The 23562-nt window shown below is 64.5% G+C and carries 21 protein-coding genes; 4 read left to right on the top strand and 17 right to left on the bottom strand.

The window, feature by feature from the left end; all coding sequences use genetic code 11:
- Positions 1 to 13: 13 nt before the first annotated feature.
- The 3 genes from QZ951_RS04620 (at position 14) to QZ951_RS04610 (ending at position 5237) form a co-directional block, all read left to right on the top strand.
- On the top strand, positions 14 to 1231 hold the full coding sequence (locus QZ951_RS04620) for an AMP-binding protein (RefSeq protein ID WP_292999031.1): 1218 nt from the start codon (positions 14 to 16) through the stop codon (positions 1229 to 1231).
- 65 nt (positions 1232 to 1296) lie between these two features.
- Positions 1297 to 2679, top strand: coding sequence for a DUF1329 domain-containing protein (locus QZ951_RS04615; protein WP_292999029.1), 1383 nt, complete (start codon positions 1297 to 1299; stop codon positions 2677 to 2679).
- A gap of 89 nt (positions 2680 to 2768) precedes the next feature.
- Positions 2769 to 5237: an MMPL family transporter gene (locus tag QZ951_RS04610; protein WP_292999027.1), complete on the top strand. Its 2469-nt coding sequence runs from the start codon at positions 2769 to 2771 to the stop codon at positions 5235 to 5237.
- Positions 5238 to 5270: 33 nt separating this feature from the next.
- Here the strand turns inward: QZ951_RS04610 and QZ951_RS04605 are convergent, their stop codons facing one another.
- Genes QZ951_RS04605 through QZ951_RS04555 form a run of 11 tightly spaced genes read right to left on the bottom strand, consistent with a single transcriptional unit; the run spans position 5271 to position 15293 of the window.
- Positions 5271 to 6035 carry a fumarylacetoacetate hydrolase family protein gene (locus tag QZ951_RS04605; protein ID WP_366943800.1) on the bottom strand — a complete coding sequence of 255 codons (765 nt, stop codon included), beginning with the start codon at positions 6033 to 6035 and terminating at the stop codon, positions 5271 to 5273.
- A 59-nt stretch (positions 6036 to 6094) separates the two neighbouring features.
- Positions 6095 to 6967 (bottom strand): alpha/beta hydrolase, encoded by an 873-nt coding sequence (locus QZ951_RS04600; RefSeq protein ID WP_292999023.1) that lies wholly within the window; start codon positions 6965 to 6967, stop codon positions 6095 to 6097.
- Complete coding sequence (locus QZ951_RS04595; protein WP_292999021.1) at positions 6964 to 7659, bottom strand: TetR/AcrR family transcriptional regulator; 696 nt, start codon at positions 7657 to 7659, stop codon at positions 6964 to 6966. The genes QZ951_RS04600 and QZ951_RS04595 overlap by 4 nt, the downstream gene beginning before the upstream one ends.
- A 4-nt stretch (positions 7660 to 7663) precedes the next feature.
- Positions 7664 to 7978 carry a non-heme iron oxygenase ferredoxin subunit gene (locus QZ951_RS04590; protein ID WP_292999019.1) on the bottom strand — a complete coding sequence of 105 codons (315 nt, stop codon included), beginning with the start codon at positions 7976 to 7978 and terminating at the stop codon, positions 7664 to 7666.
- 38 nt (positions 7979 to 8016) lie between these two features.
- Positions 8017 to 8784 (bottom strand): SDR family oxidoreductase, encoded by a 768-nt coding sequence (locus tag QZ951_RS04585; RefSeq protein WP_292999017.1) that lies wholly within the window; start codon positions 8782 to 8784, stop codon positions 8017 to 8019.
- A complete protein-coding gene (locus QZ951_RS04580; RefSeq protein WP_292999015.1) occupies positions 8781 to 9677 on the bottom strand; it encodes a VOC family protein in 897 nt (298 codons plus the stop codon). The genes QZ951_RS04585 and QZ951_RS04580 overlap by 4 nt, the downstream gene beginning before the upstream one ends.
- Positions 9678 to 9687: 10 nt before the next feature.
- Entirely contained in the window at positions 9688 to 10188 is a 501-nt protein-coding gene (locus tag QZ951_RS04575) for an aromatic-ring-hydroxylating dioxygenase subunit beta (RefSeq protein ID WP_292999013.1), read from the bottom strand.
- Complete coding sequence (locus QZ951_RS04570; RefSeq protein WP_292999011.1) at positions 10188 to 11504, bottom strand: aromatic ring-hydroxylating dioxygenase subunit alpha; 1317 nt, start codon at positions 11502 to 11504, stop codon at positions 10188 to 10190. The genes QZ951_RS04575 and QZ951_RS04570 overlap by 1 nt, the downstream gene beginning before the upstream one ends.
- A gap of 43 nt (positions 11505 to 11547) precedes the next feature.
- Positions 11548 to 13254 carry an AMP-binding protein gene (locus QZ951_RS04565; RefSeq protein WP_292999009.1) on the bottom strand — a complete coding sequence of 569 codons (1707 nt, stop codon included), beginning with the start codon at positions 13252 to 13254 and terminating at the stop codon, positions 11548 to 11550.
- Between the two features lie 4 nt (positions 13255 to 13258).
- Positions 13259 to 14293, bottom strand: a complete 1035-nt coding sequence (gene dmpG / locus QZ951_RS04560) for a 4-hydroxy-2-oxovalerate aldolase (protein WP_292999007.1) — start codon at positions 14291 to 14293, stop codon at positions 13259 to 13261.
- Positions 14294 to 14345: 52 nt separating this feature from the next.
- A complete protein-coding gene (locus tag QZ951_RS04555; protein WP_292999005.1) occupies positions 14346 to 15293 on the bottom strand; it encodes an acetaldehyde dehydrogenase (acetylating) in 948 nt (315 codons plus the stop codon).
- Positions 15294 to 15636: 343 nt separating this feature from the next.
- On the opposite strand from QZ951_RS04555, the gene QZ951_RS04550 reads away from it, so the two are divergent.
- Positions 15637 to 16359, top strand: a complete 723-nt coding sequence (locus QZ951_RS04550; protein ID WP_366943786.1) for a class II aldolase/adducin family protein — start codon at positions 15637 to 15639, stop codon at positions 16357 to 16359.
- Between the two features lie 580 nt (positions 16360 to 16939).
- Here the strand turns inward: QZ951_RS04550 and QZ951_RS04545 are convergent.
- From QZ951_RS04545 to QZ951_RS04520, 6 genes are all read right to left on the bottom strand, one after another.
- On the bottom strand, positions 16940 to 17401 hold the full coding sequence (locus QZ951_RS04545; RefSeq protein WP_292999001.1) for an SRPBCC domain-containing protein: 462 nt from the start codon (positions 17399 to 17401) through the stop codon (positions 16940 to 16942).
- Between the two features lie 559 nt (positions 17402 to 17960).
- On the bottom strand, positions 17961 to 19391 hold the full coding sequence (locus tag QZ951_RS04540) for a nicotinate phosphoribosyltransferase (RefSeq protein ID WP_292998999.1): 1431 nt from the start codon (positions 19389 to 19391) through the stop codon (positions 17961 to 17963).
- A gap of 67 nt (positions 19392 to 19458) precedes the next feature.
- The gene (locus tag QZ951_RS04535; protein ID WP_292998997.1) at positions 19459 to 20520 is read right to left on the bottom strand and encodes a bifunctional nicotinamide-nucleotide adenylyltransferase/Nudix hydroxylase; all 1062 of its coding nucleotides are present in this window, start codon (positions 20518 to 20520) and stop codon (positions 19459 to 19461) included.
- 332 nt (positions 20521 to 20852) lie between these two features.
- Entirely contained in the window at positions 20853 to 21416 is a 564-nt protein-coding gene (locus QZ951_RS04530) for a YdeI family protein (protein WP_292998995.1), read from the bottom strand.
- Between the two features lie 110 nt (positions 21417 to 21526).
- Complete coding sequence (locus tag QZ951_RS04525) at positions 21527 to 21994, bottom strand: cupin domain-containing protein (RefSeq protein WP_292998993.1); 468 nt, start codon at positions 21992 to 21994, stop codon at positions 21527 to 21529.
- A 278-nt stretch (positions 21995 to 22272) separates the two neighbouring features.
- Positions 22273 to 23304 carry a hypothetical protein gene (locus tag QZ951_RS04520; protein ID WP_292998991.1) on the bottom strand — a complete coding sequence of 344 codons (1032 nt, stop codon included), beginning with the start codon at positions 23302 to 23304 and terminating at the stop codon, positions 22273 to 22275.
- Positions 23305 to 23562 lie beyond the last annotated feature (258 nt).

Here is a 23562-nt window from a genome sequence, read left to right as displayed (position 1 = left end):
CTGCCCCAACTCCATGCAATTCACCAGCAGCCTCCGCCGCGCCGCCCAGCAACGCCCGAACGGCATGGCGATCATCCATCGCGAGCGCGGCAAGACCTACCGCCAGCTTGAAAGCCGCGTGGCCTGCCTCGCCAGCGGCCTGCTCGAACTCGGCATCAAGCCGGGCGATGTCGTCGCGCTCGTCGGACACGCGAATGATCGCCAGCTCGAAGCGCAGTACGCGCTGGCCTGGGCCGGCGCCGTGGCGGCGCCGATCCTGCCGACGCTGCCGCTGGAAGCGCTGGTGCAGCGAATGAATCGCCTGCAGGCCGTCGCGGCGATCATCGATGACGCCGCGCTCGAACACGCCGATGCCCTGATCGACCACTGCCCGTTCGTCCGCGTGCTGATCTTCAATGGTCAGGGCGCGCTGCCGGAACTGGCGAAGTCGCAGGAGCAGCTGGTGATCGATGCCGATCCGATTGCCGACAGCGACACCGGCGGCGATGCGCCGCTGATCGTCTACTTCGCCAGCGCGCTCGCCGGCGACGCCAGCGCCGTGCAGCTGTCGCATCGCAATGTCTGCGCCGCGAGCCTGCTGCACGCTGCCGAAGGCGCATTCGCCGATGAAGCGATCGGCCTCGTCGCGCTGCCGTCGGGCAGTTCCACGCACGGCCTGATCACGGCGGGACTGGTCAACCGTGCCGCAGCGCAAGTGTTCATCGAGCGCTTCGAGGCCGCGGCGATCCACGACGCGATCTACGACCACGGCGTGACCGATCTGGCACTGACCACCTTGCTGTTCCGGCAGCTGCTGGCGCATGCCGGCGACGACTGGAGTCCGCTGTCGAGTCTGCGGCGGATCACCTATGTCGGGCCGACGCTGCCGGAAAGCCTGATCGCGCAACTGAACGACCGGCTGCCGAATACCGGCCTGTTCCATGTGCTGTCGATCGTCGAGCTGTCCGGGCTCGCCGCCGTGCTGCCGGCCTCGCGCCATGGCCCGAACTGGCGCGGCAGCGATGCCCAGCGCTCGGCCGGCCGCGCGCTCAGCCAGGTCGAGCTGCGGATCATCGATGACCGGGGCCAAGAGCTGCCGCGCGGCGTCGCCGGCGAGCTGGTGGCGCGCGGCCCGACGGTGATGCTCGGCTATCTCGATCAGCCCGACGAAACCGCCGCCGTGCTGCGTCACGGCTGGCTGCATACCGGCATCACCGCCACGATGGATGTCGATGGCTACCTCCACTTGTGACCGCCCGAAGCCGCTGACACCGACACCCGAAAAGCCGCAGCTCATCTGAACGAGGAGAACTCCGAATGAAGCTCATCCGATACGACCGCGGCTATTCCCGCCGCAAGTTCCTGCAGGACGCGGCCACCGGCGTGCTCAGCACCGGCGTGCTGGCACCGCTGGCCGAGGTCATGGCCGCCACCGGCGATGTCAGCAAGGCCTACCCGGACGAGCTGCTGTCGATCGAGAACTACACCAAGGGCCGGATCAAGACCGGCGACATGATCGACGCCTCGAACGTCGAGGCGGTGAAGGATCTGATCGAGCCGGTGCGCTACGAGCAGATTCTGAAGCAGGGCCGCAAGCAGAAGATCGTCAAGACCACGACCGACATCATGCGGCTGTCGCCGTGGGAATACGTCGAGGCCACGCTGCGCAACAGCGGCAAGGCCGGGTTCGATGCCCGCGGCAACGTCATCAACAAGGCCGATGGCGGGCCCTGGATCGGCGGCAACCCGTTTCCGGACCCGAAGACCGGCGTCGAACTGTTCGCCGCGCAGACGCTGAACTGGGGCCGGCACGATGCCTCGTTCTACGCGATGAAGCTGGCCACCACCGATTCCGACGGCGGCGAGCGCTTCAACTATTCCGGCGGCTGGGCCGAGATGTCGCCGGTCGCCCGCGTGTCGATGGAGCCGAAGCCGTACTGGCCCGCGCACAAGGACAAGCTGCGCTTCCAGTCGGTGTTCTTCCTGACGCCGCAGGCCTTCCGCGGCACCTCGTTCCTGAACATCTGGGACTACGATCACTCGACGTTTCCGCAGCTCTACGGCTACGTGCCGGAGTTCCGCCGCGTGCGCCAGTTCCCGACCAACCAGCGCTTCGAACCGCTGGTGCCCGGCCTGACGCTGTACCTGTCCGATGCCTGGGCCGCGGGCGATCCGCTCTACACCTGGGGCAACTACAAGATCGTTGGCCGCGGACCGTTCCTCGCCGGCCTGTCGGACAGCTGGAACTACGCCGACGACAACTGGGAACACACCACCCACGGCGGCAAGAAAGGCAAGAGCTTCTGGGATTCCACGGTGCAGCTGGTGCCGGAAGCGATCATCGTCGAAGCCGAGCCGACCGGCTTTCCGCGCGCGCCGATCTCGAAGAAGCGGGTCTGGTTCGATGCCCGCAACCAGGTCGTCATCGGCATGGTCACGTTCGATCGCAACGGCAAGCCGTTCCGCTCGTTCGACGGCGCGTACTCGCTGTACGAAGGCGGCGGCAAGGCGGTGATGGACGGCAAGCATCCGTACTGGAGCTGGGCCCATGTCACGTCGAGCGACATCCAGAGCAACAGCGTCACCCGCATCCAGCAGGTACGCGCGGTCGAAGGCCAGCACATGAGCGGCGCCAACGACCCGAAGATGTACGACAAGTATCTGACGCAGAGTGCGCTGCAGCGGCTCGGCGCCAGCTGACGCGCACCGCGCGCCCCGGGTGGACGACCGTGTCGCCGGCGCGCCACGGTCGTCACTGACGATCTCCTGATTTCCGGTAGCTGACAGGCATGGCTGGTCCCTACTCGCTGCGGGCGCGGCTCGCGATGTTCGTTCTGGCCCATCGCGGGCTGTCGTACCTGCTGTTCGCGCTGATCACGGCGTTCTTCGCCGCCGGCCTGCCGAAGGTCAAGCTGCAGACCATCTTCTCGGACCTGCTGCCGACCGACGATCCGTTCGTGCAGGTGTTCCGGGATCACCCGAACTTCGGCAGCCCGCTGACGATGATGGTGATGATCCGGCGCACCGATGTCGCGCCCGGATCGGCCGATGCCCGGCCGACGATCTACAACGCCGAGACGCTGGCCAAGGTCTGGCAGATGACGCGCGACATCGACCTCGCCCCCGGCGTCGACCACGACCAGATCCTGTCGATCACGACCGAGAAGGCGCGCTATTCCGAAGCCACGCCGGGCGGGATCGACATGCGGCCGCTGATGTCGGATCACCCGCCGACCACGCCGGAGGAACTCGCCGACTTCCGGCTGCACGTCGACCGCGCGCCGAAGGTGCGCGAATTCCTGATCTCGCGCGACGACAGCGCCGCCATCGTCATGGCCACGTTCATCGAGGAGCGCGTCGATTACGGCACCGCGTTCGAACACGTGCAGAAGCTGGTGGAAGCCGCGCGCGACGCGCATCACGAGGTCCATCTCACCGGCCAGCCGGTGCTGTTCGGCTGGGTCTACCGCTATGTCTGGCAGATGCTCGGCATCTTCGCCGTGACCATGGTGCTGTTCGTTGCCGCCCTTGCGTTGTACATGCGCAATGTCGTCGGCGTGCTGACGCCGATCATCACCAGCACCGTCGCCGGCATCTGGGCCTTCGGCCTCGTCGGCTGGCTCGACATCTCGATCGAGCCGCTGCTGATGGTCGTGCCGTTGCTGCTGACGGCGCGCTCGTTCTCGCACAGCGTGCAGTTCACCGAGCGCTACTACGAGGTCTATGCCCAGCTCGGCGGGCAGCCCGAGCATCGCCGGAAAGCGGCCGAGTTGACCATGAGCGTGATGCTCGCGCCGAGCGTGCTCGGCATCCTGACCGACATTCTCGGCATCGTCGTGGTGATGGCCGCACCGATTCCGGCGATGGTGCGACACGCCATCTTCTGCGGCATGTGGGCGGTCTGGCTGATCCCGACCGGCGTCGTGCTGATCTCGCTGCTGCTGGCCACCTTGCCACCACCGAAGAACGTGGAACGGCTGATCGGCCGCGATCGCCAGCACAGTGGCGGCGTGCATCGTCGCCTGCAGGCGCTGCTCGCCGGCATCGCCGCGCAGGTCACGGGCCGTGCGGCGATGCGGACCACGGCGGTGGTCGTGCTGGCGTCGGTCGCGATCGTCGCCACCGCGTCGCGCATCCGCATCGGCAATCCGGTCGAAGGCACGAACCTGCTGTGGGACCACTCCGAGTTCAACGCCGCAGTTCGCGCGATCAACGCCAACTTCCCCGGCGTCAACACGCTGGAAATCGTGCTGGAAGCGAAGGACCCGACCCGCCCGGACTGGACCGGCCAGCGGGTCGACACGATCCTGACCGAGATCCGGCTGCAGTCGCTGCTGGAGCATGGCGAGGCCCCGCCACGCGCCACGCTGGCCTTCGCCGACTACCTCAGCGAAGCCAGCCGGCTGTTCAATGGCGGCAACCCGAAGTGGCTGCCACTGGATGCCCGCGAACGCGCGATCAGCGCCGCCGCCGTCGGCGCGATGATGGGCTCGAGCTCGAAGAACTTCGGCCATGTCGTCGACTCGGGCCTGCAGCACTCGACGGTCTCGCTGTGGTACCCGGACAACAAGCAGGAAACGGTCAATGCCGCGTTGAAGGCGGCCGGCAAGGCCGTGGCCGATGTCGGCGTCGATCATCCTGAATTCACCGTGCGCCTCGGCACCGGCACCATCGCGCTGCAGGAAGCGGTCAACCGGGTGGTCGAGCGCTACCACGTGCTGGTGGTGCTGGCGGTGAACCTGATGATCTTCGTGCTGTGCAGCCTCGCGTATCGCTCGATGGTGGCGGGCGTGCTGCTGATCATCCCGGTGAATCTCGCGAACGAGGCACTGATCGCGGCGATGCACCTGCTCGGCGTCGGGCTCGATGTCAACTCGATGATCGTCGCAGCGATTGGAGTCGGCGTCGGCATCGACTACGGCATCTATCTGATGTCGCGCATCTGCGAGGAACTGCAGGCCCGCGGCGGCCATTCGGATCGCGACTGGCAGGCCGCGATCACTGCGGCGCTGCAGACCACCGGGAAGGCGATCACCTTCACCGCCACGATCATGGCCCTCGGCATCGCGCCGTGGTACCTGATGTCCGGCCTGAAATTCGTCGCCGACATGGGACTGCTGCTGATCGCGATCATGGCGATCAACATGGTGCTGTCGCTGGTGGTGCTGCCGCTGCTGGTCTGGTGGGTCAAGCCGCGTTTCGCGCTGCGGCACAACGCGCTGCTTGGCGAAAGCGTCGAGATTCCGGCGGCGTCGTGATGCGGCCGCCGGTGTTCGCCGGGCCGCGCAGCGTCAGGCGAACACCGCGCGCACCGAACCGAGTCCCTCGATCGTCGCCTCGTAGGATTCACCCGACTTCACCGCCACCATCGGGCCCAGTGCGCCGGACAGAATGATGTCGCCGGCCTTCAGCGGCCGGCCGACCTCGACCATCTTGCGCGCGAGCCACAGCGTCGCGTTCAGCGGATGACCGAGACAGGCATGGCCGACGCCGGTCGACACCACCTCTCCCGCGCGGGTCATGTTCATGCGGCAGTTGCGCAGGTCCAGCCCGTTCAGCGAATGCGGCGTGTTGCCGAGCACGAACAGGCCGCTCGAGGCGTTGTCGGCCACGGTATCGACGAGGCGGATGTCCCAGTTCGCGATGCGGCTGCCGACGATCTCGATCGACGCCGTCGCGTAGGCAATCGCACGCGTGACGTCGGCCATCGTCGGCTGTTCGATCACCAGATCGCGTTCCAGCACGAACGCGATCTCGGCTTCGACCTTGCCCTGCAGCACGCGGCCCGCTGCCACGGCTTCGCCATCGCAGACCGCCATGTCGGCGAACAGCATGCCGAAGTCCGGCTGGTCAACGCCGAGCTGCTTCTGCACCGCGAGCGAGGTCAGGCCGATCTTGCGGCCGACCAGACGACGGCCGTCCTTCAGCCAGCGCCGGGTGTTGCTGTCCTGAATCGCGTAGGCGGCGGCCACATCGCCGGCCGGCAGCCGATCGCGGATCGGTGCGATCGGCACGAGGCTGGCATAGGCGTCGCGCAGCTCGTTCGCGATCTTCAGACGCTCGGTCGCCGGCTTGGCGACGATCTTGCGCGCTGGTGCCACGTGGCCGGCGCGGCTCACGCGGCCACCCCGCTGCGGCTGGCGAAGAAATCCCGCGCCACCTGATTGAACTCGTCCGGGGCCTCGTACTGCGGCCAGTGCGCGCCATCGGCCTTCATCACGTACAGCGTCGAACCCGGGATTCGCGCATGGGCCGCTTGCGCGCATTCCAGATCGTGGATCGGATTGTCGCGGGTCCACAGCAGCATCGTCTCGGCCTTGATCTGCTCCAGCGGCACCAGGAATTCGTCATGTCGCGGCAGCATGCGGTTGACCAGCGGCGAGACCTCGCGACCCTCGGGCATCAGGTAGTAGTGCAGCCGCAGATTGACCAGTTCGTCGGTCACCAGATGGTGGTTGTTCGGATGGATCAGCCAGGCGATGCGGTGCTTGACCATCTCGAAGGTAGGCTGAGCGCCCGCGGCCTTCTTCGAGCGCTCCATCAGGTCGAGCATGTCGGCCCGGCCCTTCTCGGACACGATCGGGATACCGGCGCCGGTGTTCAGCATCAGCTTCAGCACTCGCTCGGGATACTTCACCGCGAAGTAGCCGGAGACCCAGCCACCCAGCGACTCGCCGGACAGATGCGCCTTGTCGATGCCCAGCGCATCCATCAATTCGCGCAACTGTTCGGCCAGCACCGGCGGCGTGTATTCCATGACCTTGCGGTTCGACATCGCATGGCCGACATAGTCGAACGCGATGCAATGGAACTCGTCCGACAGCGCGACGAGGTTCTTGCAATAGGCTTCCAGATGCCCGCCGATGCCATGCTGAAACAGGATTACCGGCGCTCCTTTGCGGCCGGCCTCGGCAATGCGGATGCGCCCGAAGCTCGGGGTGTCGATCATGCGAATCTCGCTGCCGACAAAATCCTGCCAGAGGCTCATCGTGGGGCTCCTTTCGTTTTCGGTGTGATGTGGGTGTAGGCGCGCAGATGCTCGGCGACGATCAGCTTCCACTCATCGAGCAGTGACTTGAACAGGGCCTCGTCGCGCTGCCACAGCGCTCGTACGGCAAGGCCGCGGATCAGGCTGATCGTCAGCCACAGCACCTTCTCCGCCTTCGCGCGCGGCACGCCGTGTTCGACCAGCAGGCCGAGCCAGGCTTCCTCGACACCGAGACGGCTTTCGCGGGCATGGGCGTAGATCTGGTCGCGCAGGCCGCGGCTCTTGCTGCCGGCCAGCACCAGATCGAGCACCACGCCGAAATCCGGGCCGAGAAAGAACTCCATGCCGTCGGCGATGATCGCGTCGATCGGATCGGCAGCGGCAACGGCGCTGGCCGCGCGATTCTGGCCGCGGGTCAGGCTCGCGCGCAGCAGGTGTTCGGCAGTTGCGACGACGAGGCTGTCCTTGCTCGGATAGTGATGCTGCAGGGCGCCGCGCGAAACCTTGGCGGCGCGCGCCACTTCGTCGGTGCGCAAGCCGGCATACCCTTTCTTGCGCAGCACCGTGGCGGCGGCTTCGACCAGCCGCTGCTGCATCTCGTCCGAGCGCTCCGCCTGCGTGCGGCGCCGTGGCGGCTTGCCGGCGATGGTCGGCTTCGCGGGTGCACGGCTGCGGCCGGCCCTTGCGATCACAGGTTCAGTAGTGGACATGGAGCACCCCGTCGACGCGCGTGACCGGGTAGGTCTGCAGCGGCTCGCTGCACGGCGAATTCAGCGCCGTGCCTTCGATGATCGAGAACTCGCAGTAGTGCCAGGTGCAGATCACGCGATCGCCTTCGACCTGGCCTTCTTCGGTCAGCGAGGCGTTCTCGTGGGTGCAGGTGTCCTGCGTGGCGTAGAACCCGCCATTGACGTGGTACAGCGCGATGCGCGTGCCATCGGGCAGGAACCAGGTTTTCATCTCGCCGTCGAGCAGCTCGGACTCGGCGATCGTGGCAACGGACTGGGGCATGGGCGGGTGATGGAAAGGAAAGAGGGATTCTGCGCGGCTCAGAGCATCGTCGTGCCGCCGTTGACGCTGATCACCTGACCGGTGACGAATGCGGCTTCGCGGCTGCCGAGGTAGGCGACCATCGACGCGATTTCGTCCATCGTGCCCGGGCGGCCCATCGGCACCACGTCGATCACCTTGCGCACCAGTTCCGGATCGCGCTTGGCGACTTCATCGAGCTGCGGGGTCTGCACCACGCAGGGCGCGACGGTGTTCACGGTGATGCCTTCGCGGGCGTATTCACGCGCCAGGCCGGTGGTCATGCCGTGCATGCCGCCCTTGGCCGCGTTGTAGGCGGCGTGGTCGAACAGGCCGTTGCGCACCGAATCGGCACCCAGATTGACGATGCGGCCGTAGCCCTGCGCGCGCATCGTCGGCAGCGCGTACCAGCAGCACCAGATGCACGTCCACAGGTTGCGGTCGATGGTCGCCTTCAGCGTTTCCGGCGTGTGCGCGAGGAACGGCCGCAGGATGCCGCCGCCGGCGTTGTTGACCAGCACGTCGATGCGGCCGTAGTGGTCGAGCGCGGCCTTGATGGTCGCTTCGGCGACCGACTGATGCGACAGGTCGCCAGCCACGCCGACGACCTTCACGCCGTAGTCGGCGATCAGTTGACTGACGGCCGCATCGACCTGCGCCTGATCGAGATCGCCGATCACCAGATTCGCGCCTTCGGAGGCGAAGCGCTCGGCGCAAGCGTAGCCGATGCCGCGGCCGGCTCCGGTGACGATCGCCACCTGTCCTTCGAAGCGCGGGCCGGTGCTCATGACCGTTCGATCGCGCCAATCTTGCCGAACGGCGGCGTGGCGACACTGCCCCAGGTATCCAGCGTGGCCGGCACCGGTTCCAGCAGCCGCGCTTCGCGGGCACCGGCTTCTGGGAAGGTTTCCATGCCGAAGCTGTATTCGACGGTCATGCCGTCCGGATCGAGGAAGTACAGGAAGATGCTTTCCGACGGCAGGTGCCGGCCCGGCCCGAACACGATCTCGACGCCGGCGGCCTTCATGCGATTCATCGCCCGGCCGATGTCGTCGATGTCGCTGACCATGAAGTTGACGTGGTTCAGATGGTCATCGGCACCGCTGAGCACCGCCAGCGAGTGATGCAGCGGATTCGGGTGCGCGCGCAGGAAGGCCGCGAAACCGGGCACGAAGTCCGAGGTGCGGAAGCCGAGCTGGTCGTTCAGGAAGCTGACCGTGGCATTGAAATCGGCGACGTTCAGCACGACATGGCCAAGCCGCTCGATCTTCGCCAGCCGCGCTTCGAACGGCTTGGCCATGAACATCATCTGCACGAACAGCTCGATGCACAGGCCACAGCCGGGAATCCTGAAGCGCAGCGCATCGACCAGCCGCAGCGTCTTCTTTTCGTCGGCCGAGACCGCTTCCACTTCCAGCCCGAGGCTGACCACGTAGTCGCGCGCCTTGGCCAGATCGGCCGCCGATTCCAGTTCGAAGGCGATGCGCTTCAGGCCCGGCTGCGCGGCCGGATAGAGCAGCATCGCATGATGGTCGCGCGAGCAGCGCAGCGCGACACTTGCGTCACTGGAATCGCTGACATCGAGCCCGACCAGATCGCGATAGAACGCGGCGCTGCGCGTCAGATCGGTGACGTTCAGGGCGACGTAGCCGAGGCGCTTGTAGCGGAAGGGAGGGTTCATCGGCCTGATCTCAGAGAATGATGCTGATGCGACCGTTGGGTTTGAGGCCATCCATGTCGAGAATGCAGCGCTTCTCGCGGATCAGCAGCCGGCCGTCTTCGACCACCAGCCGGTAGCGATAGCTGCCGATGTAGGTTTCGGTCAGGCCCATCTTGGTGCGGTAGGTCAGCACGGCGGCACCGACATCGAGTTCGGTTTCCGAGCGGCTGCGAATGCGCACGTTCGACACCAGATGCCGCGTCTTCGAGCGCGGGAACTCGGCATGGGCGGTGCGCTTCAGCAGGCGCTCGACCCGCTGCTCGAGCCGGAAACGATCATCGGCGACGTAGAACAGCGCACTGTCCGGCGAGGCGTTCGGGGCCACGTCGGTGGCCGGCACGTTGTAGGTGGCGTCCTGCGTGAACAAGGTCAGCCATTCCTTCAGACGCCACTCGTCGAGGATTTCCGCTTCGAGAAACATGAAGTCCTCGACCTGCTCGCGGGTGACGGTGGCGAGGGTCAGCGTGCTCATCAGCGGTCTCCCGTGCGAGGCGCCGCGGTGGCCTTGGTGCAGGCCTGCCACTGGGTCCAGAACGTGCGCATCTGCAGCTCGTCGTCGTAGTTGACCTTTTCTTTCTTCATGCCCTTGGAGATGTCGCTCCACGGCGCTTCGAGCATCGACTCGAAGCCGCGCTGGCACTGTTCCAGCGCTTCGACATCATCCGGTGTCGCGAAGCCGCCCGGGCCGAGGAATTCGAGGAAGTTCGACAGTCGATACTTGCGCGCCCACGCGCTTTCCTCGTTCGGCGCCAGCGCCCAGCCGAAGACATTCATCGCATCCGGCGCGGTCGGGTAATAGGTGCGCACGGTGATCGCCATGATGTCGTTGATCACCAGGTTCGGGAAAATGAACATGTTGCGATTCGAGAACGCGATGCGGTCGGCGCGCGCCTGTCCGAAGCGCTCGACCAGCCGCGCGTGGACCTTCGCCAGCTCCACTTTCCCTTCCTCGCCCCACAGCGGAATCCACTGCGCGACCGGACGCCCCCAGGGCGCGCGGTACTCGATCACCGCGTGGCCGTTGCCAAGGTCGTAGCCGGTGCCATCGAACGGCACCGGACTCATCGAGCCCTGCGAGTTCTTCAGGTAGTCGACGTACGTCGCGTGAGTGTTCATCGCGTGGTAGCCGTCGATCGAGTTCTCGGTCAAGAGCTTCCAGTTGGCGCGAATCTGGTACTCCTGCGTGCCGCCGACCAGGGTCATCATCGTTTCCGACTGGTCGGCGACGATGTCGATCCACTCCTTCGCGCCGGCCAGATAATCCGGCAGCGACTGCACGTTGGCATCGAAGCAGATGAACCAGAAGCCGCGGTAGGAATCGAGCCGCGGCACCGGTACCAGATTGGCATCGCCGTCGGCGTTGAAGTCGTCCGGATAGCACTCGGCACCCGGCTGGCTCTTGAGCTTGCCGTCAGAGCCGAACACCCAGCCGTGATAGAAGCACTGGAACGACTTGGCGTTGCCCTTGCGCTCGCGGCAAACCTGCGCACCGCGATGCGGACAGGTGTTGAACATCGCATTGATCTTGCCGCTGGCGTCCCGGGTGAACAGGATGCTGCGCTTGGCAACGATGCGGGTCACGAAGTCGCCCGGCTTGGCAAGTTCCGACTCGTGACCGAGGTACAGCCAGCACTTATTGAAGATCGTCTCGTATTCGGTCTTCAGGATGTCCGGGTCGACGAAGCTGCGCCGGGCGACCTTGAAGCGATGCTTTTCCTTGTCGGTCCAGACGACCGGCAGTTCGGACAGCGGAATCGGCTTCGACTCGGGCGTGACGGGTGCGTTCATGGCGGTCTTCCGGTTCAGATGATGCGCGGCAGTTGAGCGGGGCTCAGGCGCGTCGGGTATCCAGCAGCTCGGGGAAATCGGTGTCGAAATACTCGTGCGGACCGCGGGTTCCGGACGCACGGCGCTCGGCTTCGGTGGCGCGCAGTTCGTTGCGCTTGACCTTGCCGGACACGGTCTTCGGCAGCTCGCAGAACTCCAGCACGCGGATCTTCTGGTACGGCGCCAGCCGCTCGCGCGCGAACTGCAGGATCACTTTCGCGGTGTCCGCTGTCGGTGCATGGCCGGGTGTCAGGATCACGCAGGCCTTGGGCACGCAGAGACGCTTCGAGTCCGGGCTTTCGAACACGGCCGCTTCGGCGACCGCCGGATGTTCGAGCAAGGCGCTTTCCAGCTCGAACGGCGAGATGCGGTAGTCCGAACTCTTGAACACGTCATCAGTACGACCGACGTACCAGTAGTAGCCATCAGCGTCGATCGACGCGACATCGGCGGTGCCGTAGTGCGAGCCACCGAGCGCTTTCCGCGTCTTCGCGTCGTCGCCCGCGTAGCCGGCCATGATCGCGGTCGGGCGCGGGCTCAGCCGAACTGAAATCTCGCCTTCCCGGGCCACCGTGCCATCGAGATCGAGCAGATCAATCTGATAACCCGGCAGCGGCCGGCCCATCGAGCCGTAACGCACCGGCTGACCCGGCGGGTTGCCGAGCATCGCGGTCGATTCGGTCTGGCCGAAGCCTTCGCGGATGGTGATGCCCCATGCAGCTTTGACCTGTTCGATCACTTCCGGATTCAGCGGCTCGCCGGCGCTGGTCAGCTCGCGCAGCGCGACCGGATAGGCCCTCAGGTCTTCCAGGATAAGGCTGCGCCAAGCCGTCGGCGGCGCACACAGGCTGGTGACGCCACAGCGGACGATGGTCGCCAAGGTCTTCGCGCCATCGAAGCGGCCCTGGTTGTAGATGAACACCGTCGCACCGACCTGCCAGGGCGCGAAGAAGCAACTCCAGGCGTGCTTGGCCCAGCCCGGCGAGCTGATGTTCAGATGCACGTCGCCGGCCTGCAGGCCGAGCCAGTACATCGTGCTCAGATGACCGACCGGATAGCTGGTCTGGGTGTGCAGCACCATCTTCGGCTTCGAGGTAGTGCCGGACGTGAAATACAGCACGCAGGGATCGCTGCCCTCGGTCGCGCCATCGGCGGTGTAGCCGTCTGCGGCATGTGCCGCTTCCGAGTACGCAGTCCAGCCCTCGGCTTCGCCACCGACGACGATCTTGAGCCTGCCGTCGGCGATGCCATCGAACTTGGCCGTGCTGGCCTCATCGGCGATCACCGCGCGCATGTCGCCGCGCTCGATGCGGTCTTGAAGGTCGGCCACCGACAGGATCTGCGTCGCCGGTGCCAGCACCGCACCGAGCTTGATCGCCGCCAGCATCACTTCCCACAGCTCGACCCGATTCGGCAGCATCACCAGCAGGCGATCGCCACGCCGCACGCCGAGTGCGCGCAGCCAGTTGGCGGTGCGATTGGAAGCGATGCGCAGTTCTTCGAACGAGCGCTTCAGCTCGTTGCCGGCGTCATCGACGATCCACAGCGCAGTGCTGCCGTTGCCGCGCGCCAGATCATCGAAATGGTCGAGCGCCCAGTTGAAGCTGGGCAACTGCGGCCAGGCGAACTCGCGCATCGCGGACGTGTAGTCGCTGCGATGGCGCAGCAACAGGTCGCGCGCCGCGCGGAAGGTGGTGGTGGCCTTGTTCACGATCTCAGGCTGCCAGCAGCCCACGCTCGCGAGCCATGTTGATGGCGGTGTCTTCAATCATGTCTTCCTGACCGCCGACCATCTTCAGGCGGCCCAGCTCGATCAGGATTTCTCTTGCCGGCACGCCGTACTTGGCTTCGGCGCGGCGGGCGAACAGCAGGAAGCTCGAGTAGACGCCGGCATAGCCGAGCGTCAGCGAGTTGCGGTCGATGCGCACCGGGAAGTCGAGGATCGGGGTGACCAGGTCTTCTGCAACATCGGTGACCTTGAACAGGTCGACCCCGGTCTCGATACCCATCCGGTTGGCCACCGCGATGAACACTTCGAGCGGCGTGTTGCCGGCACCGGCGCCCATGCCGCCGCAGGCGCAGTCGATGCGCCGCGCACCCGCTTCGATGGCGGCGAGGCTGTTCGACACGCCCATCGACAGGTTGTGGTGACCATGGAAGCCGAGTTCGGTGTCCGGGTTCAGGTGCTGGCGCAGGTGGCCGATTCTGGCCGTGACATCGTCCGGCAGCATGTAGCCGGCCGAGTCGGTGACGTAGATGGTCTGGGCGCCGTAGCTCTCCATCAGTCGGGCCTGCTTGAGCAGCGCTTCCGGCTCGCTCATGTGAGCCATCATCAGGAAGCCGACGGTGTCGAGGTTGAGCTTTCTGCCCGCGACGATGTGCTGCTCGCTGACATCGGCCTCGGTGCAGTGGGTGGCGACCCGGACCGTGTGGATTCCGCAGTCGGCGGCCACTTTCAGGTCGTCGACGGTGCCGATGCCCGGGATCAGCAGGGCGGAGACTTTGGCCTGCTTGAGAAGCGGGATGACGGCGCGGAGGTAGTCCTCGTCGCTGGCGGCGGCGAAGCCGTAGTTGACGCTGCCACCGCCGAGACCATCGCCGTGGGTGACTTCGATCAGCGGCACGCCGGCGGCATCGAGGCCAGTGGCGATCTTCTGCATCTGTTCGATGCTGATCTGGTGGCGCTTCGGGTGCATGCCGTCACGCAGCGACATGTCATGGGTCTTGACCGCGATGCCTTTCAGATTCATGGCTTACTCGTGAGGGGTGAGGGGTGAGGAGTGAGGCGGAACAGCCGCAGGGTCAGGCCTGGTCCTTCGCGACGGCGTTGCTGTCACGCCTCACGCCTTCCGCCTCACGCCTCTCGGCGGCATGGATTTCTTCGGCGAACATCTCGGCGGTGCGTGCGGCGGCGGCGGTCATGATGTCGAGGTTGCCGGCGTACTTCGGCAGGTAGTCGCCCAAGCCTTCCACCTGCAGGAAGGTGGTGACGCGGTTGCCGTCGAAGACTGGGCCGTTCATCACCCGGTAGCCGGGGACGTACTTCTGGACTTCGGCGAGCATGTCGCGGACCGATTCCTCGATCTCTTTCTGCTTCGGCGCGTCGACCGTCAGGCAGTGGACGGTGTCGCGCATGATCAGCGGCGGCTCGGCCGGGTTGACGATGATGATCGCCTTGCCGCGCTCGGCACCGCCGACGCTCTTCACGGCCGCAGCCGTGGTGCGGGTGAACTCGTCGATGTTCTTGCGGGTGCCGGGGCCGATCGACTTCGAGGCGACCGTCGCGACGATCTCGGCGTACTTGACCGGCTGCACGCGGGAGACGGCGTAGACCATCGGAATCGTCGCCTGGCCACCGCAGGTGACCATGTTGACGTTGCGCTCGCCGGAGCCGGCATGGCGCTTCAGGTTGATCGGCGGCACGCAGAACGGGCCGATCGCCGCCGGCGTCAGATCGATCATCAGTACGCCGAGCGCGGTGAGCGCGTCGGAGTTGGCCTTGTGGACGTAGGCGCTGGTGGCATCGAAGGCGATCTGCACGCCATCGGCCAGCACGTGCGGCAGCAGGCCGGCGACGCCGTCGGAGGTCGTCTGCAGGCCGTATTCGCGAGCCCGGGCCAGACCTTCGGATTCCGGATCGACGCCGACCATCCACACCGGCTCCAGCACGGCCGAACGCTTCAACTTGTACAGCAGGTCGGTCCCGATGTTCCCGGGGCCGATGATCGCGCAGCGGATCTTGTTGCTCATGTCGGCTTGTCTCGTTGGTGTTGCCATGGCGACAGCAAAAGTTCAACGCAAAGGCGCAAAGGGAACAAAAAGGATGCAAAGAACAGCTACAGAAAGTAAGGGATCGAAACTGCAGGGCCGCTTTTACTCGAAGCATTATTCTTCTTTCTTGGCTTTCCTTTGCGTCCTCGTTTTGGCCGTTCTTTACGCCTTTGCGTTGAACGGTTGCTTTTGACGTTGGGCGTCGGCTCGCAGCGCACTCGCCACCCGTCAGGCAGGTACCGTACTATCTCCCGACACAGCTTTCAACATTCCGGCTGTACGGCTTGTAAGTTACAAATCGAACCTCTTGATCGGTCAGGAAATGAATGTCGTGAGCGCGTTCCCGAATACCCCTGTCGCCACCGAAAACACCGAACGCGCGCTGCGCCAGGCGGCGCGCGCGCTGGCCCGCAGCGGCCTCGTCCATGCCTACGGGCATTGCAGCGTCCGGCTCGATGTCGAGCACTTCCTGGTCTGTGCCGCGAAGCCGATGGGCACCCTGCTGCCGACTGACACCGGCAGCGTCGTCCGCACCTCCGGACCGCTGCCGGATGGCGTGCTCGGCGAAGTGCGCATCCATCAGCAGGTCTATGCGCGCCGGCCGGAAGTCGGCGCGATCTGCCGGATCATGCCGCCGCAGACCGGCCTGCTGGCGCTGCTGAAGCGCACGCCGCGCGCGCGACACGGCTTCGGCGCCTACTTCGCCAAGCCGGACGGCTCCGGCCCGGTGCTCTGGGACGACCCGCGCCTGCTGCGCGACGATGCCGCGGCTGCGCGGCTGGCCGAAACGCTCGGCAGTGGCAATGCGCTGGTGATGCGTGCCAATGGCGCAGTCGTCGTCGGAATCGACCTGGTCGAAGCGCTTGCGCTGTCGTGGTTTCTCGAAGAAGCCGCAAGAGTCGAGACAGGATTGATGAGCCTGGGTCAGGATGGTGACCACACGCTGCTGACGCCGGACGAAACGGTGGCGCGCCAGGTCACGGCCGGCCGCGTCTACGAGCGCATGTGGGAGCACCTGACCTTCGGTGACATCGAACTGGCTTAAGGGACTCGCAGTTCGGTCGCCGCCGCTCGAGCTTCCTTGGATGCGAACCACCGCTGCACTTTACAGCTTCCTGTCTGCGAGGCATTGACCGACGTGACCCTCAGTCGCGGGGCGCCGCGGGAGTTCGTGACAACTCGCGATCGACTACGGCGACGCACGTCACGGCTCCCAGAAGCCGCAGTCGGCATACGCGTTGACTCGGCCGCATTGGAGGCCGGTATCGAACCGTACCGGGAGCCAGCTCACGCAGCGCTCAGCGACACTGGATGTCGGCGAGGCGCGGCCAGCACCTCCGTGCAGCCGAGTCGCCCGTCGGCCGATGCGGTTGCAGATCAGTCGCTGGTGGATGACACCCGCGAATTGCGGATGCTCCGTGCGGGGTCTGTCTGCTCTGCTGGTCGACCGGCTGACCGATGCCCGGTTCGATACGCATCGGCCAATCGAAGCGCGCATCCGCGCGATCGGACAGTGTGCCGATCTCCCGCGCATTCCGATTCGCATTGCGCCATGACGTCGAGACCACCACCTCCCGCGCAGGCGCGAGTCGGCGTTGATCCGGCGAAGAAGGCCGGCGCGTCGATCAGGTCTCGGCCGCAGAGGACTCGCTCAGCGCCTTGAGCAGTGCTAGCGCCTTCGGCCAGGCTTCACTGATGTACTGCTCCCATTCAGCCGCAACGTCCTGATCAACCACCATCTGGGTGCCTTCGCGCAGGGCGACGAACGTATAGGTCTCGAACGCCGGCGCCCAAGCCTTGACGGCATCACTGGTCGTGTCTTCGACTCCATTCATGATGAAGCCGAAGTGGCGAATGGAAATGCGCTCGTGCGCGATGTTCTCGGCGATCTCGGCCACCATGCCATCTCCGGTTGGAGACAGGAACCGAATTCCCGAACCCTGCGCCCAGGACCCCTCGAAATGTGATCCTTCCGAGAAGGCTGCCGCCCAATGCCTGTAGCTATCGGGCGAGATGACATGACGCCAGACGACGGCTACCGGAGCGTTGATGATGGTCGTGAACTGGATACGCTTCTTCGATGACATCGAGTGCTCCTACAGCTTGGGATGTGCAGGTCGATCCTGCCTGCATGACAGCATCCATCACACATAGCCGCGTCACAACATGGGAGAGTGAGCTGAGCGCTCGGCCATCGCACGCCGAGAATTCACCAAGAAGTTGAATTCTCGCGGCAAGCGCCCGGCGTCGTGATCGAGGCGACTCAGACGATAGCTCGAAGCAGGCTGCACTCCAAGTCCCACACGCGTTGCGGCACGCTGAAGCACCATCGCTCGTGCTGCCGGCAGACCAGCCGAACCATCGATCGAGACGATCTCGATCCGGCCTGCCATATTCACGCACCCGATCGAGTGACGCGCATCGAGCCGGTATCGCTTCCCGTCGAACGGGGCTCCACGGATCAACTGCTTCTTGTCTTCGGTAGCAAGCTTGGTCTTGCGCTCGGTTTCCTTGAACCCTGCGCGCGCTTGATCTGCGAGTTTCGCCGGGCCTAGACCGAATCATCGACATCGTTGACGATGATCTCCCAGAACCGCGGTTCCATCACGTGCTCCACCTCCCGCGTGCGCTGGCATTCGAACAGAGTCAGTGGCCAGCGTGCGGGGCGGTGATCAGCCGTTCGAACTCGGCCGCCGTACGTGTCCGCAGCTCGGCGAACCGATCATCGACCAGCAGCCTGCCATTCCGGAATACCGGCCGAAGCAGATTTTCACGGCCGGCCAGTTCCTCGATTCGTACACCCTCATAGCCATTGGCCTTGCGTACCACGGCCCAGCGTCCCGCCTTGCTGCGCTTGCCGGGATCCGTCACCGGGTCCTTGAAGATGTCGCGCGGCTGACCGTTGATCACGGCCTGACTGGCCTTCATCGCCCACTTCATCGTGTCTCGATCAACCTTCTGCAACAGGCCACCGCCCATGCCGAATGCGGCATTTTCGGTGGCGATACCGCGAATTTTCAGCGCTTCGAGAATCCGGGGCAGGCTCTCCAGATTGACGCCATCACCCTGAATGACGCGGATGAAGTCCGGCAGCACGCGATAGCCCTTCCCGTTCACGCGATGGCCGAAGCGCTTCATCAGGTGCTCGATCAAGCGCGGAAGCACGGCGATCGGATCGCCGCTGTCCGGACGGATCACGACGCGGCCGCCGGTGCTTTCGATCAGCGACTTGAGTTCGACGCCAACGATGTGATCGACCGCGTTCCACAGGTCATAGCTGTCGACCACGAAAGCGACGATCTTCCCGGGCCCGGCGAAGCGCTCGATCATGTTGCGATAGGCCTCGGCTTCGCCCGGCTTGCCCCAGCTGGTCATCGTGCTGTGCTCGCTGGCCGGAATGCTGAAACCGGCCAGCGGCTCGTCGTAGAACTCTCGCGCGACCGACAGCGCCGCAAGCGTGTCCGTGCCGAGGAAGTTCAACAGATGGCCGGCGCCGCCAAGGCCGGCCGCCTCCTCGGAGGCTGCGCCGCGCGCACCAAAGTCATGCAGCTGGAACGGCAGCGCGGCGGCCGGATCATCACTGGTCTCGTCGAGATATCGCCGCAATTCCTTCTTGCAGGCAAAGCTCAGGCTGGCAACGGTGGTCGGGTACCAGACGGCACGCAGCAATGCCGTTTCGAGGTAGCTCGGCAGCCACGGCAACGTGGGATCGCTGTTCCGAATCTGCACCACGGGAATGCGGGTGTCGAGCACGGTACCTTCGGGAACCGCCTCGATCTCCAGGGGCAGGAAGCCCTCGTGCCTTTCGAGTATCCGTTCCCAGCCAGCCCGGTTGAAGTAGCCGACATGCGCCATCGCCAGTTCCTCGGCCTCGTCGATGGCCGCCCGCGTGATGGGCTGGCTCAGATACGCCTTGACGAACGCCTGAAGGCCGAAGAAGACGACGTCCTTCAGGCCGCCGCCACGCGGCTCGATGTAGCTGTTGATGACCTCCGTGCCCTCGGGATACTGGAGGAAGTGGCTCAGCTTGTAACTGTCGGTGTTGAGAATCAGATTCTTGCGATCGTGAAGCGTCATCGTAGAACTCCTCTACGTTGATGGATGGCCGCCGGGTCTATCCCGACGGATTGAACAAGCTATCGTGCTACAGGCCCACCAACTTCTGAAGGATGAAGTAGTGGTCCTCGTACATGTCTGCCGGCTGTACCTGTGCCAGCGGCACCCAGAAGGCTTCCCTGGCGTCGTCGCCGCCCTTGACCTTCGGAAGGGTGGTGTCGGGCCTGAGGTCGAAGCGAAATGCCGTGGTGAACGTGCGACCGCGGACGGACCGGAACGGATCGTCGAACTGGCACTGATCCGTCAACGAGCCGCGCAGCACCGGCTCGGGAATCTTGAGCCGTGTTTCCTCGCGCAGTTCGCGAAGGCAGGCATCGAGTGCGGTCTCGTCTTCGTGGATGAAACCGCCCGGCAGTGCAAGCTGGCCAAGACCGGGGCGCGCGCCACGGCGAATCAACAGCACGTGGCCGCTCTGGACAACGACGGCATCGACCGTGTTGAAAGTCGGCGGATACTTGAGGCCGGCAAACTGCTCGCGATACCGATTGACGAAATCCTGCTCCGCCTTGAGTTCGGCGTAAGCGGACGTGCGGGCGAAGGCCAGCAAGCTTTCGTAACTTGCGCTCGGCATGCGCTGTTCGAAGATCAAGGCCACTTCGGCAGGTACTCTTCCCTGCTCGAACGGGTGCGTGAAGTACAGCTTCCGGAGATCGGTCGCGCTGATGCCCTCGTGGTTCGCAACATTGACGGCGCCCCAGGTCGGGAACAGCCGCAAGTAATACGAGCTGCGATCCTTGCTGTGGCCCACCAGACCAATCCGCAGGCCTTCCGGCTTTCGGCCCGGAAACATGGTCTGAAGACAGCTGAAGATCGCCGCCTGCACGTTGCGGATCCAGATCGCGTCGTTGTACGTCGCGTCACGCAGCGGCGCGATGGAGACGCGCGATTGCTCCTCACGTGTGAGGCACGCCAGAATCATCTGGGCGCGCTCGTCCGCGGTCAGCGGATCACGGATATTGCGGGGGCGGTCGGCCGAACCGGCCAACACCAGGACATGCTGTCCTTCGGCAAGACCTTGGCGGACGACAGCAAGGTGGCCGTTGTGAAAGGGCTGAAATCGCCCGATGAACACGAGTAGATCAAACTGCATGGCGATAAGCTCCTTATCGCGTTGCCAACGATCCGTTGGCGAGTGTCCGCGGTCTATCCGCTGACGGCGAAATTACGCTCCCGCGGAGCAGAAGCCGTCAAGTGAGTGGCGACGAACGGCGCGACGCATTGCCCTCAGTGCACGCATGTCGGCACGCGTGGATGTGGCTTGATGTGCCTGGGATGACGGTGCGCAGGCTGGACTGATTGCCTGTTTCCACATGTTCGACGACGTTGGGTACACGACCGCGGACCGACCCCATCAGCAGCAAGGGCGCACAGAAGAACGGGCCCAGACATGTCCACCGAACACTTGCGCCGCGGCTTCCATCCTCACCTCAGGCGTTGGCGAGATGCGCAGGCCAAGAGCAGGGCCGAGAAACGCGAGGCTCGCGTTTCCGTTTTCTTGGCAGAGGCAATCCAGTGAAGGATGACGCGCCTGTAGCTGGGCGGCGTTGACTCGAAGTAGTGCCACGCTTCGGCATCCCGCTTGAACTCCTGCAGCTCCTCGGGCGACAACTCAGCGGTTGATGCCTGTTCATAGGCATAGACCTTCGACTTGTGCGCGGTGCGACGTGCAAACGCCTTCATGCCGGCATCTGTCATTCGTCCTTCAGCCACGAGCTTTTCGACTTTCGCGATATTGACGGCGCTCCAGATCGAGCCGGCCTTCCTCGGCGTGAATCGGATCGAGTAGGAATGATCGTCGATGCGCTTGCGGACACCGTCAATCCATCCGAAGCACAAGGCTTCGTCTACCGATTCAGGCCATGACATGCTCGGCTGGCCGGAGCCAACCTTGTGGAAGCCGACCAGCAGCTCGGTTCGAGATGCAGCGTGTGCTTCCAGCCACGAACGAAAGGCGGATGCGTTGACGAAGAACTGCGGTGTGGACATCGGACTTTGGAGGAGGACTAAAACAGGAACCCGGCACCAGCCGCGATCGCGCGGCGACTGATCAGCCGGCTTGCGGGAGCAGTCGGTAACTGCGGCCGCCGGGTCATGGATCACTCGGCATAGGGGCTGCCGGCGGGCTTGCCGGCCAAATCGGTCCAGATGTCTTCGGGCTGGCTTCGATCACGAACACACACTCGCTCATGATCAGGATAGGTCACGCGATCAAGCGGTGCACGCGTGCCGACAACCAGACACCGCACGATCGAATCAGTCTGATTCCACAAACAGTGGCCTGCCGGCACACCTGCCTTGAACGTTGCGGCATCGCCTGGACCGATGACGAAGCATGTCTCCCCCTCGATGACTGTCAGCACACCGTCAAGCACATACACGAGTTCATCCTCGGCGCTGTGCCAATGCTTGATCGACGAACGGGCACCAGGCTGTATCTCTTGCACAAAAGCGCCAAACTGGGTGAGGCCGCCGGGCTCGCTGATCCACAGATCACGGTTCGGAGCCGAGACGCTGCTTGACGACGTTTCCTCCACGAGAAAACTTTCGGATCTGATGACGGGCATCTACACGTCTCGCGAGGTTGGAGAACTGCGTCAGGAAACAACAAGTTTACTGCCCGTGATCACGCCACGATAAGCGCCGTCCGAGCGAGCACATGGGGCATGCATGAGTATCGGCATATCTCGCAATTGTCAGCCGCGAGTCATGTCATCGCGCCATGCCGTCAAACTGCCCAGCAGCATGCCGCCGACCGAATGCTGCCTTTCGGCCGCGGGAGATCATCTCCCTCGCACGGAAACTTGAGGTTGGCCTGCAAGCGTTCACGCGCTTGACCGTATGGTCATGCCATGCACTTCGCTGCACGTGAATCGTCGTTACCGAGTTGCTTCAAAGCGAAGTTTCCTCGTTCAGAAACGGACGGACTGACATCGGAAGCTGCTTTCTGCGCGAGCGCAAATGCATGATCGCCCAGTGTGTGAAGTTCGCGGATGAGAAACTCGGCCGCAACTCGACGGACCATCGGCGATGGGTCCGACATCGCGGCGTCAAGCGTCGTCATGAACGATGGTTTCACTGGAATGGCTTGGGACTCCAGCATGGCTTCGAGCCTTCCTTTGCAGTAGGCGTGATCGGTCCATTTCCACTGGTAACCCACGACCCAATCGGTTCGCCCCATGAGCAGCCACCGGAAGGCGCGTGCCCGTACCGCCGGCTGGGCTGCGCCTTGAGCGAATTCGTGAATGCCATGCTCGAAACAACCGATGCGTGCGCATTGAGACAGAACGAAAGACGCTGGCCCCACCGTTGCTCCCATCACTCTGGCACGAAGTGCGCGCGAGACACGGTCGAATGCGGCAATGGCGGCAACAGTGTCTCGATCGACGGCCTGCATTCGGCCCCAGTTATTCCAGATGGGCAACAGGCTCCAAAGCACATCGGCGACGTCCTCGGGCTTGGAGTTCAAGGCCAGGTCCGGAATTGCCGCTCTCGCGGCAGCCCTGACTTCGGGGACCCAGTCATTCAACCGCCTGAACGCGAGTGCAAGCAGGAAAGCGCTCGGTGCGCCGCCCGTGGTCATTCGCAATGCGGCCTCCCGCTTGCGACCATCGTGGCTGCACAGGTCGATCCACGAGATGAATCGACGCGGGCGAACCCAGAACTTCCAGCGTTGTTTCCCATCGCCAGGTTCAGCTGTCCACGCCTCCGCTCGCAGTGTGTTTTCCCACAGGTCCATTCGCCGTATCGGTATCGATTGCGTCTCCGAACCGACGCGGGCCATCAGGTCCGCAGCCTCTTTCGCAGTCACCTCGGCCGACACAAGCCTTCGGACAGCGGCAGCGAGCGCAGGATAATCATCGAGCATCTTTCTCATGGGTTGCTGCCTCCCGAAAGCGCGCGTCGCGTCACATCGACCGAGCGGTTTGGCCGACGTGATGCGTTCCACTCACGCGTGTGGCGACATTCAGACAGCAGCGAATCGACATTGGCCCGAAACAGTCCGAATCCGATGCCGATCAGGCTGAGCAAGTCAGTCATCGAGCCATACGCTGCGCGCTGTCGCGGACCTCACTGGCCGTGCACGGCAGAGACAGGGCATCGGCGCATTGCATGTAACGCGAGCCTCCGCTCC

Source organism: Nevskia sp. (genome assembly GCF_021732705.1).
Taxonomy (GTDB): domain Bacteria; phylum Pseudomonadota; class Gammaproteobacteria; order Nevskiales; family Nevskiaceae; genus Nevskia.
This window is presented reverse-complemented; position numbering and strand designations above follow the sequence as displayed.

Coding starts and splice junctions, on each gene's coding strand:
- QZ951_RS04570 (WP_292999011.1), bottom strand. CDS start 11,504: ATGAACGCACCCGTCACGCCCGAGTCGAAGCCGATTCCGCTGTCCGAA.
- QZ951_RS04610 (WP_292999027.1), top strand. CDS start 2,769: ATGGCTGGTCCCTACTCGCTGCGGGCGCGGCTCGCGATGTTCGTTCTG.
- QZ951_RS04585 (WP_292999017.1), bottom strand. CDS start 8,784: ATGAGCACCGGCCCGCGCTTCGAAGGACAGGTGGCGATCGTCACCGGA.
- QZ951_RS04535 (WP_292998997.1), bottom strand. CDS start 20,520: ATGCAGTTTGATCTACTCGTGTTCATCGGGCGATTTCAGCCCTTTCAC.
- QZ951_RS04555 (WP_292999005.1), bottom strand. CDS start 15,293: ATGAGCAACAAGATCCGCTGCGCGATCATCGGCCCCGGGAACATCGGG.
- QZ951_RS04615 (WP_292999029.1), top strand. CDS start 1,297: ATGAAGCTCATCCGATACGACCGCGGCTATTCCCGCCGCAAGTTCCTG.
- QZ951_RS04590 (WP_292999019.1), bottom strand. CDS start 7,978: ATGCCCCAGTCCGTTGCCACGATCGCCGAGTCCGAGCTGCTCGACGGC.
- QZ951_RS04540 (WP_292998999.1), bottom strand. CDS start 19,391: ATGACGCTTCACGATCGCAAGAATCTGATTCTCAACACCGACAGTTAC.
- QZ951_RS04545 (WP_292999001.1), bottom strand. CDS start 17,401: ATGTCATCGAAGAAGCGTATCCAGTTCACGACCATCATCAACGCTCCG.
- QZ951_RS04575 (WP_292999013.1), bottom strand. CDS start 10,188: ATGAGCACGCTGACCCTCGCCACCGTCACCCGCGAGCAGGTCGAGGAC.
- QZ951_RS04550 (WP_366943786.1), top strand. CDS start 15,637: ATGAATGTCGTGAGCGCGTTCCCGAATACCCCTGTCGCCACCGAAAAC.
- QZ951_RS04525 (WP_292998993.1), bottom strand. CDS start 21,994: ATGCCCGTCATCAGATCCGAAAGTTTTCTCGTGGAGGAAACGTCGTCA.
- QZ951_RS04520 (WP_292998991.1), bottom strand. CDS start 23,304: ATGAGAAAGATGCTCGATGATTATCCTGCGCTCGCTGCCGCTGTCCGA.
- dmpG (WP_292999007.1), bottom strand. CDS start 14,293: ATGAATCTGAAAGGCATCGCGGTCAAGACCCATGACATGTCGCTGCGT.
- QZ951_RS04600 (WP_292999023.1), bottom strand. CDS start 6,967: ATGAGCCTCTGGCAGGATTTTGTCGGCAGCGAGATTCGCATGATCGAC.
- QZ951_RS04580 (WP_292999015.1), bottom strand. CDS start 9,677: ATGAACCCTCCCTTCCGCTACAAGCGCCTCGGCTACGTCGCCCTGAAC.
- QZ951_RS04620 (WP_292999031.1), top strand. CDS start 14: ATGCAATTCACCAGCAGCCTCCGCCGCGCCGCCCAGCAACGCCCGAAC.
- QZ951_RS04530 (WP_292998995.1), bottom strand. CDS start 21,416: ATGTCCACACCGCAGTTCTTCGTCAACGCATCCGCCTTTCGTTCGTGG.